This window comes from Hymenobacter perfusus (assembly GCF_003944765.1).
In the GTDB taxonomy this organism is placed as follows: Bacteria; Bacteroidota; Bacteroidia; order Cytophagales; family Hymenobacteraceae; genus Hymenobacter; species Hymenobacter perfusus.
In genome coordinates, this window is sequence record NZ_RWIU01000006.1 from 251131 (window position 1) to 266256 (window position 15126).

Below are 15126 nucleotides of genomic sequence, written 5' to 3' on the forward strand. Positions count from 1 at the left end.
CGCGCATTCGTCCCACACGAGGCGCAGGTTGGCGGTGGCTTACTGTGCGGCCAGCTTGAAGGCGGCCATCTGCACGTCGCGGGAGTTGCCGCCCACCATCACCTGGAAGTCGCCGGGCTCGGCCGCAAACTTCAGGTCGGTGTTGTAGAACTTGAGGTCTTCAGGGGTGAGGCGGAAGGTGAGCGTGCGGCTTTCGCCCTTCTTGAGCATCACCTTCTGGAAGCCTTTCAGCTCCTGCACCGGCCGCGAAATAGAGCCGACCATATCCCGGATGTAGAGCTGGGCTACTTCTTCGCCGTCGTAGTTGCCGGTGTTTTTCACGGTTACCTTCACGTCCAGCGTGCCGTTCATGCTTAAGCTGGTGGTGCTCAGCTCTGGCTTGCCGTACTCGAAGGTGGTGTAGCTCAGCCCGAAGCCGAACGGATACAGTGGATCGTTGCTCACGTCCATGTACCGCGACTTGTACTTGTCCAGCGCCACGCCCTGGTACGGGCGGCCGGTCATTTTGTGGTTGTAGTAGAGCGGCACCTGGCCCACATGCTGGGGGAAGGTGGCCGTGAGCTTACCAGCGGGGTTGTAGCCGCCGAACAGCACATCGGCAATGGCGTTGCCGGCCTGGGAGCCCGCAAACCAGGTTTCCAGGATAGCATCGGCGTTTTTGTCTTCCCAGGGCAGCGTGAGCGGGCGGCCGTTCATGAGCACCAGCACCAGCGGCTTGCCGGTTTTCTTGAGCGCCTTCAGCAGCTCCAGCTGCTGACCGGGCAGACCAATGTCGGCGCGGCTGGCAGCCTCGCCGGTCATGCCCTGGCTTTCGCCCACGGCGGCCACAATCACGTCGGCCTGCTGGGCCACCTGCACCGCCTCCCGGATCATCTCCTCCGAGGTGCGCTGGTCCACGTTCAGCTCGCCGCCGTGCTGGTTGAGGCGGGCAATCATCTGCTCGTCGTCGGTGAAGTTGGCGCCCTGGGCCGTCACGACTTTCACGCCGCTGCCCACAGCATTTTTAATGCCCTGCTCCAGGGATACGGCCTGCTTCCAGTCGCCGGCCCCGCTCCAGCTCCCAATCATGTCGCGCTGGCGGGTGGCCAGTGGGCCGATGAGGGCGATGGTGCCCTGCTTTTTCAAGGGCAGGGTGTTGTTGCTGTTCTTGAGCAGCACCAGGCTTTTGCGGGCAATGTCGCGGGCATCGGCCACGAATTCCTTCTTCATCATGGTCGCCTTGGCCCGCTTCTCGTTGGTGTAGCGGTACGGGTCCTCGAACAGGCCCAGCTTCCATTTGGCTTCCAGAATGCGGCGGCAGGCCAGGTCAATCTGGGCCTGCTGCACGGTGCCATCCTTCAGGTTCTGGGCCAGGTTCTTGAGGAAAATCTCGCCCACCATGTCCTGGTCGATGCCGGCGTTCAGGGCGAGGGCCGACACCTGGGCGTCGTCGCCCATGCCGTGGGCGGTCATTTCGTTGATGGCGGTGTAGTCGGTAGCCACGAAGCCATCAAACCCCCACTGGTTGCGCAGCAGCTCGGTCATCAGCCACTTGTTGCCGGTGGCGGGCACCCCGTTGATATCGTTGAACGAGGACATCATGGAACCGGCGCCGGCTTCCACGGCGGCTTTGTAGGGCGGCAGGTACTCGTTGTACATGCGCACCAGGCTCATGTCGGTGGTGTTGTAGTCGCGGCCGGCTTCGGCGGCCCCGTAGAGGGCGAAGTGCTTCACGCAGGCCATAACGGTGTTGTTCTTCTTCAGGTCGTCGCCCTGGTAGCCGCGCACCATCACCCGGGCAATCTGGGAGCCCAGGTAGGGGTCCTCACCCGAGCCCTCCGAGATGCGGCCCCAACGCGGGTCACGGGCAATATCCACCATCGGCGAGTACACCCAGTTGATACCGTCGGCGGAGGCTTCCTCGGCGGCAATGCGGGCGCTGCGCTCCATGGCCGGCAAATCCCAGCTACTGGCCAGGCCCAGGGCAATGGGGAAAATGGTGCGGTGGCCGTGAATCACGTCGTAGCCGAAGATGAGCGGGATGTGCAGGCGAGTCTGCTTCACGGCCATTTCCTGGAGCTTACGGGCCGCCTGGGGCGTAAACGTATTCAGCACCGAGCCCACCGAGCCGCGCTTAATGCTGGCATCCACGTCCTTGCTCACCACGGGGCCGGTCACATCGAAGCCCACGGTAATCATGTTCAGCTGACCGATTTTCTCCTCCAGCGTCATTTTCTGCAGCAGCTCATCGATGAACTTGGTCATCTTGGGGTCGGGAGCGGCGGCGCGGCCGGTGGCGGCCGTAGCGGGTTGCTGGGCCTGGAGCTGGGGTGTGAGCAGCCCCAGCGACATGAGCAGGGCGGTACGGAAAACTCGATTCATGGGAAGTGGGAAGTGTAGGGGAAAATCAGAAGTGCAAACGGCCGCCGCGTAGTCCGGTACGGGACCGGTCGCCGCCGGAACGCTACCGCCCTGCCGCTTACGCTACGGCAGGTTCGGCAGAGGTGGGAAATCAGGCGTCAGAAGGCGTGGAGAAGTACGAGCCGAAGCTAAAAAAGGCGGCCGGCAAACGACTACGTGGACCAGCAGGCGGCCCCTGTTGTCCGAGGCAGGAAAAGCCTTCTGGAGTTTATCAGGGCCGGTTTTGGGCGGCGCTTTGCAATACTACGAAAGCTTTGCGTGGAGTCAAACGCGGCCCGAAGCCCCCCGGTTGCACCTACATAGCAAGCCGCCCGAATGGCAGCCCGGTGGCTTGTTATGTAGGTGTAATGCCCCGTCGACGGCTCCGAACAAGGCAACAAGTCAGCACAACAGTAAACCCCAGTTAAACAGCCTTTTGCCGTCCAATTGCCACCCTGGATTCAGGAGGTTTTACGTGTTACGTAAGCAGCACGGCCGCCACCGTCGGCCCCCGGCACAGGTTTTTGGCAGCTACCCGACAGATTTTTTCGGCGCCGGCCTACTTCTTTAGCTGTGGGCTTTCGAAGCCAAGCTTGGTGAGGCCGCGCTGCACGTCGGGGCTGCTCATGAACAGCTTCCAGAGCAGGCCGGTCCGGTGGTTTTCAATCATGCCCACAATGGGGCCCTGGTCAATGGCCAGGTGCGACTTGGCGTACCAGTTCTGCTGCTCGCTGAAGCCGTCCACGAAGCCGTACTCGGTCCAGAGGTTGTCGCCCAAATCGTTGTAGAAGTGCCGCAGCGCCGCCATCGATTCCTTGGGCGCGTAGGGCATGGCCGACAGCGCGGCGGTGGGCGAAATCACGCTCAGGTCCTCGGTGGGCGAATGGGCGGCGTAACCCTGGTAGCTGTCGGAGGCAGTGAGGCCCCAGCAGTCGGGCCCGTAGCCCTTGAACTTCTTGGGGTTATCCACGCAGTAGGCGTAGTTGATGCGGGTGTGGGCCTGGTTCTGCTGCCAGTAATCGGCGTACTGATCCTTGAGGCCGCGGGGGTCGAGTCCCAGGAACGAGTAGTGCGAGAAGAACAGCGGCCCGCCGAAATCGAAGCCCAGCGGCAGCTTCGTACCGTAGAATTCCTTGCCGTTTTTGAAGTAGTTGCCGGTGGCCCAGCCCTGGTCGTATACCTTCTTGTCGATGGCGTACTTGGGCGAAGAAGCGGCCAGCACGTAGGTTATCAGGCACTCGTTCCAGCCGTGAATCTGATGGTTCATGCTCCAGCCGTTGTTGGGGCTCCAGTGCCAGTACAGCACGCTCTGGTCGTTCTGCTGGTGCCAGGTCCACTCCACGCCTTCCCACATCCACAGAATCTTGTTGCGCAGCTGGCTTTCGGCGGGCGTGTTGCCGGTGAAGTACTGGCGGGCGCAGATCAGGCCCTCGTACAGAAAGGCCGTTTCCACCAGGTCGCCGCCGTCGTCCTTGGGGCTGAAGCGGATGGTTTTGCCGGTGGCCCCGTTCAGCCAGTGCGGAAACACGCCGTGGTACATATCGGCCTTCCAGAGGAAGTTCACGATTTTGAGGGTCCGCTCGGCGGCCTGCTCGCGGGTAATCCACTTGCGCTCCGCCGCCACGATAATGGCCATCAGCCCGAAGCCGGTGCCGCCGGTGGTAACCACCTCGTCGCCGTAATCGAAGGAGCGGTTGCTCCGCTCCCGGGCCATGCCCGACACGGGGTGGCCGAAGTCCCAGAAGTAGCGGAACGTCTGGCGCTGCACCAAATCCAGCAGCTGCTCATCGGAGAGGTTGCGGGGGCGTTTGGCGCCGCTGGCCGCGGGTGTGAGTGACGCGGTAGCGGGCGGTGTTTTTTTGACCGGGGCTTTTTGCTGAGCATCCGTCAGGCCGGGCAGCAACAGGCCCAGAGTCAGCAGCAGAAGTGCTTTCATACGGGTTGGGTGGAAAATAAGGGAACGGAAAGGGGATGCAGACTGCACCTGCGCCGGTACGGCGGCCGTCGTGTGATTCATGGCACGACGACGTAACAACGTCAGCTCACGACGACCGGCCCGACGGCTGGCAGCCGCCGGACCGGGCCGGGCTTTCGTTAATACCCAGGGTTCTGGGCCAACTGGCCGCCGCTCAGGTCAATCTGCTGCTGCGGGATGGGGAACAGCTCGTTTTTGCCTTTGGTGAAGGTTTTGCCCTGGGCCGCAAACAGCGGCACAATGCGGCCGGGCTGCACGCTTTCCTGGCGCACCAGATCAAAGAATCGGTCGTGCTCCAGGGCCAGCTCCACCCGGCGCTCCAGCCAGATGTTGGCCACCGTGGCCGGACGGGCCGCCAGACCGGCGCGGGCGCGCACCAGGTTCAGGGCAGTTTGGGCGGCGGTGGTGTTGCCCAGCTGGGCGGCGGCTTCGGCCTGAATCAGGAGCACCTCGGCGTAGCGCAGCACCCGGATGTTCTTGGGCAGGTAGTCGTTGTTGCCGCAGTTGCGCTCCTTGGTGCGGCTGTGGTAGGCCTTGTAGCTGTAGCGGAAGTTCTCCACCGAGTCCTTGGTCGGAATCCGGAACCCGTCCCAGAGCACGGTGCCGGTGGAGCGCTGCCCGGCCGGGGCCGTAGGGTTGATGAAGATGATGGTGCCGGCCCGGCGCTTGTCGCCGGGCTCGTAGGCATCGGCCAGCTGCTGGGTGGGCGTGTTGAAGCCGAAGCCCAGATCGGCCCAGCCGCCCCGGCCGCCGGCCCGCGGGCCTTGGCTCACGGTGTACAGGTTCACGGCCGAGTTGTTGCAGGAAGCGTTGATGCCGGTCTGAATCTCAAACACCGACTCCTCGCTGTTGGCCCCCACTTCCCGCCAGATATTCTCGTAGCTGGGGAGCAGGCCGTAGTTGCCCGAGCGGCCCTGCACAATCTCGCTGGTCAGGTCATAGGCTTTCTGGTAGTCCTTCTGATAGAGGTACACCTTGGCCAGCATGGCCTGGGCGGCGGCCTTGGTGGCGCGGCCGGTTTCGGTGGCGCCCTTCAGCGGCAGGTTATCCACCGCAAACTGCAAATCACTGATAACGAGCTGGTAGATTTCCGGAGCCGTAGCGCGCCGCTGCAACGCGGGGTCATTGATTTCGGAGGCGGCGGGCACGCGGTCCAGCTTAGGCACGCCCCCGAAGAAGCGCACCAGGTTGAAGTAGAAGTAGCCGCGCAGGAAGCGCACCTCGCCCAGCAGGCGGTTTTTGGTGGCATCGGGGGCCGGGCTCAGCGGAATCTTATCCAGGGCCTGGTTGGCGCGGTTTACGCCCTGAAAGTAGCCCTGCCAGGCGTTATCGACAATGGCGTTGGTGGAGTTGAGGGTGAAGTTGTCCACCTCCAAGGCCGGGCCGTAGTCCTGGGGCGAGCTGCCTTTGTCGGAGTCGTCGGAGGCCACGTCGGTCAGCATCACGTACTGCAGGCCGTGGGTATCGGCCCCGAAGCCGCCCAGGTAGAGCACGTTGTACACGCCGTCCACTAGCTTCTGGGCGGCGGCGGGGTCGGTTTTAATCTGGTCTTCGGTGAGCTGGCCCTGGGGCGCTACGTCGAGGAAATCTTTGCAGCCCACGGCCCCGGCCGTGAGGGCCAGACCAAGGGCCGCCAGCCGGAAGCGGCGGGCAACGGGAGTAGATAGCACGTTCATGGGTGGGATGGGCTAGAAATTGACGTTGAGGCCCAGCGCGAGGGTGCGGCTGGTGGGGTACGTGGTGGCTTCAATACCCGAATCCAGGGGGCCGCCCGGCAGCTCCGGCGTAAAGCCCGAGTAGTTGGTGAGCGTGAACAGGTTCTGGGCCGTGGCGTACACCCGCAGCGAGGAAATGCGGGCCCGCTTGGTGATGTCGGTGGGAATGGTGTAGCCCAGCACCAGGTTGTTCAGCCGGATAAAGCTGCCCGATTCAATGAAATACGTGGAGTTGGGCGTGTTATTCCGGATGGCGGCGGGGTCGGTTTGGGAAGGATTAGTGCGCGTCCAGTGGTTGCGGGCGAAGTCGGCTTCCACGTTGTCGGTAATGGCGCCGGTTGCCTGCTTTTTGCGGTTGTACACGTCGTTGTTCACGTTGCCGCTGAACACGAAGGAGAAATCCAGCCCCCGGTAGTTCAGCCCGCCGTTGATGCCGAAGTACATGGGCGGCTGGTAGGAGCCGGCGTATACCCGGTCGCGCAGGTCAATGGTGCCGTCGCCGTTGGCGTCGGCGTACTTCAGGTCGCCGGGCTGGGGCGTGAAGAAGGTGTAGCGCGGGTAGGCGTCAATTTCGGCCTGGTTCTGAAACACGCCTTCCGCCTTCAGCACGTAGAATGACCCGGCTGCCACCCCGTTATCGGAGCGCGTGACGTTGTTGGCACCGCCGAACAACGCCTGGCCGCCGTTCAGGTTCTCAATGCGGTTCTGGTTGAAGGTGGCATTCACCCCGAAGTTGTAGCTGAAGTTCTCCCCCACCGTGTTGCGCCAGGTCAGGGCCGCTTCCACGCCCCGGTTGCTGATGTCGGCGGCGTTGGTGATGTACTGGTTGTCCGGGTCGCCGAACAGGGCCGGAATGTTCACCGGAATCAGCGCGTCGGTGGTCGTTTTGCGGTAGTAGGTCACCTCGCCCGAGAGGTGGTTATCGAGCAACGCAAACTCCACGGCCGCGTCGTACTCGGTGGTTACTTCCCAGCTTACGTCCCGGTCCTTGATCTGGCGGATAACCGCGCCCAGCACCGGCTGCCCGTTGAACACGTACGGAATGTTGGTTTCGGCGGTGGTGATGTAGGCCGTGGGGTCAATCTGGTCGTTGCCGAGCTGGCCGTAGCTGGCGCGCAGCTTCAGGAAGTTCAGCACGTTCTGATCCTTCAGGAAGCCTTCCTCGGTCAGAATCCAGCCCAGGCCCAGGGAAGGGAACAGGCCCCAACGCTGGTCGGAGTTGAACTTGGAGGTGCCGTCGTAGCGCACGTTAGTAGTGAGCAGGTACTTATCTGCGAAGGCGTAGTTGATGCGGCCCAGGTACGAGAGGCGGCGGTCCTTGCCCAATACCGGGGAGCCGTTCACGCTGGTATTCGGGTCGCCGGTGCCCAGGTACCACTGGTTGGGGTCCTCGGGCACGTTGCGGCGCAGGCCCGAAAGGGAGGTGGTGTTGCCTTCCTCCATCACCGTGCCGGCCAGCAGCGTCAGGTTGTGCTTTTCAGCGAAGATGCGCTGGTAGGTGGCCGTGTTTTCCCAGAGGTAGCGGGAGCCGTTAATCTGGGTGACCTCCAGGCTGCTCTGGGGGTTGCGCTGGTTGCCGCCGGCCGTCAGGAACGTGGCCTCGTCGTTGAGGTACTGGTAGTTGTAGTTGCGGCGGTTGTTGAAGGTAGCATCCACGTTGATGGCCGAGCGCAGCGTGAGGCCTTCGAAGGGTAAGTAATTCAGCCCTACGTTGCCCTGCAAACGGTTTTCGTAGGAGCGGTTGTTGTTTTTCTCGATGTCGAGCAGCGGGTTGCCCACGTTGCCGAAGGCCGAGGTGTTGCCGTAGCGGCTGCCTTCCTTGGCCGCAATCAGCGGGGAGGCGCGGTAGGCGTTCTGGAAAGCCGCCCCGAAGTTCACGTCGCGGGTGTTGGCCCGGCTGAACGAGGCCTGGGAGTTGATGCTGAACTTGGGCGAGATGGTAAAATCGGTGTTGGAGCGCACCGTGAGGCGGGAAAACTTGTTCTGGATGGCCAGCCCGTCGTCCTGGAGCAGGTTGCCGCTGAAGTAGTACCGCACGCTCTCATTCGCCCCTGACACGGCCAGATTGTGGTTCTGGAACATGGCCCGCCGCAGCAGCTGGTCGTACCAGTCGGTATCGGCCCCGTTGTTGGGAATATTGAGGTCGGGAGCCATATCGGCCAGATAGGTGCGGTACTGCTGGGCATCGGCCATTTCCACCAGCCGCGTAGCCTGCTTGAAGCCCACGGTGTTGTTGTAGCTCAGTACCGGCTTGCCCTGCTTACCTTTTTTGGTAGTCACGATAATCACGCCGTTGGCCCCGCGCACCCCGTAAATGGCCGCCGCCGAGGCATCCTTGAGCACGTCAATCGTCTCGATGTCGGAGTTGCTCAGGTTGCGGATGTCGGTGGTCTGCACGCCGTCCACCACGTAGAGCGGGTTGGCCCCGGCCAGCAGCGTGCCCGTCCCCCGGATGCGCACCGTGGGTTGGGCGTTGGGGGTGCCGTCGGTGGTAATCTGCACGCCGGCGGTTTTGCCCTGGAGCGCCTGGGTGGGCGTCTGCACCGGCTGATTCACAATTTCGGCGGCCTCAATGCGGGCCACGGCCCCGGTCACGTCGGTTTTGCGCTGGGTGCCGTAGCCGACTACCACTACTTCGCTCAGAGCCTGCGAGTCGGGAGCCAGATTCACGTCCAGGGTAGTGCGGCCGTTCAGGGGCACTTCCTGGTTGGTGTAGCCCACGAAGGAGAACACCAGCGTTGCGCCCTCGGGAGCCTGCAGGGTGTAGCGGCCGTCGCCGTCGGTCTGGGTGCCGGTACTGGTGCCTTTTACCACCACGTTCACGCCGGGCACGGCCGCGCCCTTCTCATCCACCACGCGGCCGGTTACCGTCACGTCGGCCACCGCCGCGGCGGGTTTCAGAATGATGCCGCTGGAAATAGGCTCGTAGGCAATGCGCAGCGGATCAAGCAGGCGGTGCAATACCTCGGCCAGCGGCTGGCCGGTGGCCTGGAGGCTCACCCGGCGGCCGGCCCCAATCAGCTGGCGGCTGTACTGAAACCGGATGTTCGCCTGGCTTTCAATCTTGCTCAGAACGGTGTGTACCGTTTCATTCTGGGCCTGGAGCGTGATGGGCTGCTCCAAAAACTCCTGGGCTGCGGACGGCAAGGTAGTGGCTGTGGCAAGGGTGCTGCTCAGCAACGCCACGCACAGCGGTTGCAGCAGCGCCACCCGCTGCCAGGAAAGCGGCGGGGAAACGTGTAGGGGATTTTTCATGCGAAGGTGGGAATTGGTGGAAAGCAGCCGGCTGCAAAACCGGCTACCAGTGGTAACCTGAGAAAACCCCGGGCAGTGGCAAACCGGCCGTCGCTAACAGACCGGGTGGGAATTGCCGTGCCGTGGGAGAGGCAGTTACTTAGGCAGAGGTAGTTCTTCTCATAGGCAGCCAATGGGGAAAGAAGAAAGGAAGGAACTAACGCGCCCGGCAACCCGGGCTGCGGAACAGAATGCGGGTATCCGATTTTGTGTAGGTGGCCCCCAGTGTTTTGCAGAGCACATCCAGCTTATCATAGAGAGAGGCTTCGGGCAGGTTGAGCGTTACCGAGCAGCCGGCCAGCGCCGGAGCGTCAAACTCAATGGTCACCCCGTAGGCTTTTTCCAAGGCGGCCAGCACTTCCGGCACGGGCCGGTCATCGAAGGCGAAGGACTGGGCGGCTACCTGCACCGGCTCGGCCACCAGCCCACGGGCCAAGGCGTGGCGCTGCGGCGAGTACACGGCCTGCTGGTTAGGCAGCACCACCAGCGGGGCCGGTTTCGCCCCAGCCGGCGTGTTGGCCAGCGGCTGCACCCGCACCCGACCGGTACGCACCTGCACCACCACCGGGGCCGCACCCACCGGCGCCTGCACCCGGAAGCTGGTGCCCAGTACCGTCGTCACGAGCTGGCGGGTGTACACCCGGAACGGGTGGGCTTTATCGTGGGCGACATCAAAAAACGCCTCGCCCTGCAAATACACCGTGCGGTGCTGCGCGGCAAACTGGCCGGGATATTTCAGCTGTCCGCCCGGCGCTACCCGCACGCGGGTGCCATCAGTGAGTTGCACGATGTGGGGCTGGGCGGTAGTGTTGGTGTAGAGCTGCCAGCGGCTGGCCTGGGCCGTAGCGAGAGTTGCTGGGGCAGCCGGCCGCGTCAGGAGCTGCTGCGCGCCCAAGCCCAGGGCTCCTGCCAGGGCTGCCGCTGCTGCCCAGCGGCCCGCCTGGGCGTACCATGGCTGGAGCGGCGGACTCAGATCTTCGCCTTGCAGGGTCTGGTCTTTAATGCGCTGCCACATGGCGGTCCGGACTTCGGCCTGCTCGGCCGGGGTAAGTTCCGGCGGGGCCTGCTCGTGGTTCAGCAGGTCGTACCACTGGTCAACCAGACGGATTTCTTCGGGCGTGCATTCCCCCCGCTGGTACCGCTGCAGCAAAGAATGAATATCGGTTGGATGCATAGCGTGCAGCATGAAGTGGTGGGGCTGGCTATTACTACAGTCGGTTGACTGGCGCGGAACCCTAGCCGACCCCGCATTTTTTTGCAAAAAAAGTCAACCCTCAGCCAAAAACCACCCTGTAAACCGTCGTACTGAGCTTGCCGAAGCATCTTTACCGCTTCCTCATCGGATAAGAGTTAGCCAGAGGCAGAGATGCTTCGACTTCGCTCCGGACCCTGGCTCAATGCGCCACATACTCAGCATGACGGCCTTTTGCAACCTCTTACCCTCCTACCCCCACACCCTCCTACCCTAAAATTTCCTCTCCCACCACTATCAACAGCAGTAGAAACTCGCGCAGGCTGACGCGCAGCACTTTGAGGGCGCGGGTGAGGTGGTATTCCACGGTTTTGCGCGACAGGTGCAGGCGCTCGGCAATTTCCGGCACCGACTGATGCTCCAGCCGGCTCAGCCGAAACACTTCCCGGGTGTGTTCGGGCAGGCGGTGCAGGCTGGTCAGCAGGGCAAAGCGCAGGTCGGCGGCGGCTACGGTTTCCTCGGTGCTGTGGTCCTGAGCCATTAAGTGCGGGCGGGCGTGCTCCAGATAGTCGGCCCGGGTGAGGCGGTGCTTCAGCGCGTCGAGCACCCGGTATTTCACGGCCGTAAGCAGGTAGCTGGCCAGGTGCTCGATGGTGTGCGCGTGCCGCTTCTGCCAGAGCGATACGAATACGTCCTGCACCGCTTCCTCGGCCGCCTCGCGGGAGCCCAGCCGTCGGTACGCGGCCTCCAGCAGCCGCTGCCAGTACCGCTCGTAGATTTCGGCGAAGGCCTCCCCGTCGTTTTCCCGCAGGCCCGCCACCAGGGCCGCATCGGGGCGGGCCGCATAGAGCTGGTGGCGCGTGGCAGATGAGGAAACGGGAAGCGGCATGGGCAGAGCAGGCAGGGCGGTCTTCGGAGCAGAAACCTACAAAGTTTCACTAATTCCGGGTCCCGGTCTGGTATGGTACGCCTTTTTACTTTTGCGGGTGCCCCGCCGGGGCTTTACGCTTCTGCCACTGTATTCCCGTGCCTGACTTCTCCCCTTCCAAGCTCCTGTTCATCTGCAGCCAGAACCGCTGGCGCAGCCTTACCGCCGAGCGGCTGTTCGACCACCACCCCGGCTACGAAGCCCGCTCCGCCGGCACCGAGCCTGGGGCCCGGGTGCGCGTAACGGCCGGCCACCTGGGCTGGGCCGATACCGTTATAGTTATGGAGCGCAAGCACGCCGACTACCTACGCCAGAAGTTCCCGGAGGCCCTGGCCGGCAAGCGCCTCCTCACCCTGCGCATCCCCGACAAATTTCAGTTCATGGCCCCCATTCTGCAGGAGTTGCTGCGCGAGCGGCTCACCGAGCACCTGGGCGTGGCATGGTAGCAATTCGAGGCGGTGCAAAACCCGGCCCGGCTGCCTTCCGTTGAGGCAGCATCATGTCCTACCTGTTGTTTGCCGCGCTGGTAGCCGTTGTCGGCTACTTTTTCTACCGCTACCTCACCCGTGAATCACGCCTGAAGCAGGCCGCCCTGGCTGCCGAGTTTCCCGCCGCCTGGCGGCAGGTGCTGACCGAGCGGGTAGCCTTCTACCTTTCCCTCACCGACCCCGACAAAACGCGTTTCGAGCGGCGCTTGCAGGTGTTTCTGGCCCAGACGCGCATCACCGGCCTTCAAATAGAAGTGGACGATACGACACGCCTGCTGGTGGCGGCCTCGGCCATTATTCCGGTATTCGGATTTCCTGACTGGGAGTACGCCAACCTGAGCGAGGTGCTGATTGTGCCCGACGCCTGGACCCAGCAGCGCGACCCGAACCACGAGTTTGTAGGCTTGGAAGGCACGCTGCTGGGCTCGGTGCAGGGCTTCCAGACTTCCCAGTATATGCGCCTGTCGAAAAGCTCCCTGGAACGCGGCTTTCAGGATGCCATGGACAAGCAGAACGTGGGCATTCACGAGTTTGCCCACCTGCTGGATGAGGCCGATGGCGTGATTGACGGTGTACCCGGCTTGGCCTTACCCGCCGCGTTGCGGCCCGAGTGGGAAGCTGTGATGCAGCGCGAAATTGCCGCCATCCGGGCCGGCAACTCCGAAATCAACGACTACGCGGGCACCAACGAGGCCGAGTTTTTCGCCGTGGTGACGGAGTATTTCTTCGAAAAGCCCGAAAAGCTCCAGGAGCATCACCCCGAGCTGTACGGCCTGCTGCTGCTGGCTTTCCGCCAGAACCCCAAAAGCCGCTTCCAGCGCTGGGCCACCGACCCGCGCCAGTGGCTGAAGCAGCTGCGCAGCCGCCGCAAGTTCGGCCGCAACTCGCCCTGCCCCTGCGGCAGCGGCCAGAAGTACAAAGACTGCCACCTGGAGCAGCACGAGGCCCAGGCCGCGTAAGTTACCTACCGCAACCAGCTTACCCGCCCGGAGTCTCGCCTTTAGCGCATGCTGTACAACGCCGTATCTGCGTTCAGGGCCAGCACCAGAGCCACTACCGAAAAGGCATATACTGAGCGGCGCAGCCACGTGGGCAAGGCGGGAGGCTGGGGTTGTTGGGCAGCCAGACGGGCCTGGAGCCGGGTAAAGAAAAAGGGCCGTGGCTCCGGTGCCTCCTCTGACCATGAGCGCAACAGCATGGTCCAGGCTTCATCATCTTCGGGCAGGTTTGAGGGGTCAGACATGATAATTCAGGCTAAATGCGGATGGAGGAACTTGCGCAGGCTTTGCCGGGCGCGAAACAGCAGAGACTCAACGGCCGGCCGGGTGGTGTCTAGCACGGCGGCTATTTCCTCGTAGCTCAGCTCCTGCTCGTGGCGCAGCGTGAAGGCTATCTGCTGGCTATCGGGTAGGCGCGCAATGGCGTCGAGGAGTTGCTGCTGTTGCTGTCGGCCTTCCAGCAGGGCCAATGGGTGCCGGTGGTCGGGCCGTTCGTGCAGCACCTCCTGGTTGGCTCCCAGCAGGGTAGTCAGGAAGGCAAAGCGCTTCTTGGTCTGGTTTTTCCGCCGCTGCTTCAACGCCCGGGAGGTGGCTAGGCGGTAGAGCCAGGTGCTGAGCGCAGCCTCCCCCCGAAACCGGGCAATGGTCTGATACACTTCCACGAATACCTCCTGGGCCACATCCTCCGCTTCTTCGGGCGAGCGGAGCAGGCCCAGGGCCGTGCGGTACACGGGCCCCTGGTACCGCTCAACCAGCGTGCGGAAGGCAGCGGCCTCACCCGCCTGGAGCCTGACTACCAGCTCGGCATCGGGGGGCAGACTACTCACGCGTGAATCGGCTGGAAGATCATAGGATGACGAAGATAGGGCAAGCTTTGTCGCGTAACGCACGTCCATCAAACCCATTACCCGTTGACGACTATCTGCCCGGTCGGCAAAGGTTCGTCTGTGTCGCGCGGGGCGTAGCCGTAGGGGTTTTGAGCATCTTTGCCCACGCGCCACAGCAGCCACAGGCCCACCAGAATGGGTAGCAGGCTGAGCAGCTGGCCTTGGTTGAGCAGGTTATCCTTCTCGAAATCTACCTGGGCTTCCTTCAGAATTTCGCCCAGAAAACGCTGCGTGAACAGCAGCACCAGAAAAAGGCCCAGCAACAGCCCGCGCGGAGTACGCTCTTTGGTGCGGTTCCACACCCCGTACAGTAGGGCCACCAGTAGCACGCAGTACAGCGCCTCGTAGAGTTGAGTGGGATGGCGCGGCACGGCCATCAGCATACCGGGGCCGATGGGCATAGTGGCGGGCAGCACCCGGGAACTTACTTCACCGGTTGGCAACAGCGCGGGGCGGGCTACCAGCACGGTGCCGGCCGGCAGCGGGCGGGTAGCGGGCAGCAGGTGGCCTGTGTCGCGCGGAAACACCACGGCCCAGGGCACGGTGCTGGGGTAGCCGCCTATTTCGGAGTTCATAAAATTACCCAGCCGGATCAGCGCCCCGCCGATGGCCACCACCAGCACAATCCGGTCGAGCACCCACAACACGTCAAACTGGTGGCGGCGCGCAAACAGCCAGCACGCCAGCGGAATGCCCACCGTAGCCCCGTGCGACGCCAGCCCGCCGTGCCAGATTTTGAACACTTCCAGCGGATCGGTCAGCAGCATTTCAGGCTCGTAGAACAGCACGTGGCCCAGGCGCGCCCCTACCACCGTGCCCACCAGCACGTACAGCGTGAGCACATCCACCCAGTGCGGAGAGACTCGCTCGGTGCGGAAAATGTGTTGGAACACGGGTGTGCCCAGTACGAAACCCATCATAAACAACAGCCCGTACCAGCGGAGCGTGAGCGGCCCAAGCTGAGTAATGACGGGGTCCATATCCCAAACCAGATAAGCAAGCAGTACAGTCATGGGCAGCAACGGAAAAAGGGAGGCTCCGGGCCGGAGCAGGGTAAGCAGCAAAGGCGCTACCCTGGCTTAGGGCCCAGCTACTGCCGAAACTTGCGGTGCCCCCGGACTTTTATTTTTCGGGGCTATGCACTTAGAGCGAATTCCAGGTTTGTGTACAGGTTTTAGTGTAGATTCCGTTGATGAAAGCCTACTCCACCGACTTGCGTGAACGTGTGGTGGCCGCTTGTCAGCAAGGCGGCCGCACAATTGGCGAAGTG

Annotated in this window: 11 protein-coding genes; 2 read left to right on the forward strand and 9 right to left on the reverse strand. The window is 63.0% G+C overall.

Annotation, left to right across the window (positions count from 1 at the left end; translation table 11 throughout):
- Window positions 1–39 precede the first annotated feature (39 nt).
- The 6 genes from bglX to EI293_RS17765 all read right to left on the reverse strand — a co-directional run bounded on the left by bglX (window position 40) and on the right by EI293_RS17765 (window position 11444).
- Window positions 40–2361, reverse strand: coding sequence for a beta-glucosidase BglX (gene bglX, locus EI293_RS17740; protein ID WP_125439887.1), 2322 nt, complete (start codon window positions 2359–2361; stop codon window positions 40–42).
- Window positions 2362–2938: 577 nt separating this feature from the next.
- Window positions 2939–4315: a glucoamylase family protein gene (locus EI293_RS17745; protein ID WP_125439888.1), complete on the reverse strand. Its 1377-nt coding sequence runs from the start codon at window positions 4313–4315 to the stop codon at window positions 2939–2941.
- A gap of 158 nt (window positions 4316–4473) precedes the next feature.
- Window positions 4474–6030, reverse strand: coding sequence for a RagB/SusD family nutrient uptake outer membrane protein (locus EI293_RS17750; RefSeq protein ID WP_125439889.1), 1557 nt, complete (start codon window positions 6028–6030; stop codon window positions 4474–4476).
- Between the two features lie 12 nt (window positions 6031–6042).
- Window positions 6043–9324 carry a SusC/RagA family TonB-linked outer membrane protein gene (locus tag EI293_RS17755; protein WP_125439890.1) on the reverse strand — a complete coding sequence of 1094 codons (3282 nt, stop codon included), beginning with the start codon at window positions 9322–9324 and terminating at the stop codon, window positions 6043–6045.
- A gap of 196 nt (window positions 9325–9520) precedes the next feature.
- Entirely contained in the window at window positions 9521–10537 is a 1017-nt protein-coding gene (locus EI293_RS17760) for a FecR family protein (RefSeq protein WP_170170426.1), read from the reverse strand.
- A 286-nt stretch (window positions 10538–10823) separates the two neighbouring features.
- Complete coding sequence (locus EI293_RS17765) at window positions 10824–11444, reverse strand: RNA polymerase sigma-70 factor (protein ID WP_125439892.1); 621 nt, start codon at window positions 11442–11444, stop codon at window positions 10824–10826.
- A gap of 137 nt (window positions 11445–11581) precedes the next feature.
- Between EI293_RS17765 and EI293_RS17770 the strand changes: the two genes are divergently transcribed.
- Together EI293_RS17770 and EI293_RS17775 are read left to right on the forward strand one after the other, a co-directional pair.
- The gene (locus EI293_RS17770; RefSeq protein ID WP_125439893.1) at window positions 11582–11929 is read left to right on the forward strand and encodes a low molecular weight protein tyrosine phosphatase family protein; all 348 of its coding nucleotides are present in this window, start codon (window positions 11582–11584) and stop codon (window positions 11927–11929) included.
- A 53-nt stretch (window positions 11930–11982) separates the two neighbouring features.
- Window positions 11983–12930 (forward strand): zinc-dependent peptidase, encoded by a 948-nt coding sequence (locus EI293_RS17775; RefSeq protein WP_125439894.1) that lies wholly within the window; start codon window positions 11983–11985, stop codon window positions 12928–12930.
- A 41-nt stretch (window positions 12931–12971) separates the two neighbouring features.
- Here the strand turns inward: EI293_RS17775 and EI293_RS17780 are convergent, their stop codons facing one another.
- The 3 genes from EI293_RS17780 to lgt all read right to left on the reverse strand — a co-directional run bounded on the left by EI293_RS17780 (window position 12972) and on the right by lgt (window position 14869).
- Window positions 12972–13214, reverse strand: a complete 243-nt coding sequence (locus EI293_RS17780; protein WP_125439895.1) for a hypothetical protein — start codon at window positions 13212–13214, stop codon at window positions 12972–12974.
- Between the two features lie 6 nt (window positions 13215–13220).
- Window positions 13221–13796: an RNA polymerase sigma factor gene (locus EI293_RS17785; RefSeq protein WP_246010712.1), complete on the reverse strand. Its 576-nt coding sequence runs from the start codon at window positions 13794–13796 to the stop codon at window positions 13221–13223.
- 77 nt (window positions 13797–13873) lie between these two features.
- Complete coding sequence (lgt, locus tag EI293_RS17790) at window positions 13874–14869, reverse strand: prolipoprotein diacylglyceryl transferase (RefSeq protein ID WP_246010713.1); 996 nt, start codon at window positions 14867–14869, stop codon at window positions 13874–13876.
- Window positions 14870–15126 lie beyond the last annotated feature (257 nt).

Bases quoted from the DNA above. Each gene is read 5' to 3' on its own strand.
- lgt (WP_246010713.1), bottom strand. From the start codon at position 14,869: ATGACTGTACTGCTTGCTTATCTGGTTTGGGATATGGACCCCGTCATT.
- bglX (WP_125439887.1), bottom strand. From the start codon at position 2,361: ATGAATCGAGTTTTCCGTACCGCCCTGCTCATGTCGCTGGGGCTGCTC.
- EI293_RS17760 (WP_170170426.1), bottom strand. From the start codon at position 10,537: ATGCATCCAACCGATATTCATTCTTTGCTGCAGCGGTACCAGCGGGGG.
- EI293_RS17750 (WP_125439889.1), bottom strand. From the start codon at position 6,030: ATGAACGTGCTATCTACTCCCGTTGCCCGCCGCTTCCGGCTGGCGGCC.
- EI293_RS17745 (WP_125439888.1), bottom strand. From the start codon at position 4,315: ATGAAAGCACTTCTGCTGCTGACTCTGGGCCTGTTGCTGCCCGGCCTG.
- EI293_RS17765 (WP_125439892.1), bottom strand. From the start codon at position 11,444: ATGCCGCTTCCCGTTTCCTCATCTGCCACGCGCCACCAGCTCTATGCG.
- EI293_RS17775 (WP_125439894.1), top strand. From the start codon at position 11,983: ATGTCCTACCTGTTGTTTGCCGCGCTGGTAGCCGTTGTCGGCTACTTT.
- EI293_RS17755 (WP_125439890.1), bottom strand. From the start codon at position 9,324: ATGAAAAATCCCCTACACGTTTCCCCGCCGCTTTCCTGGCAGCGGGTG.
- EI293_RS17780 (WP_125439895.1), bottom strand. From the start codon at position 13,214: ATGTCTGACCCCTCAAACCTGCCCGAAGATGATGAAGCCTGGACCATG.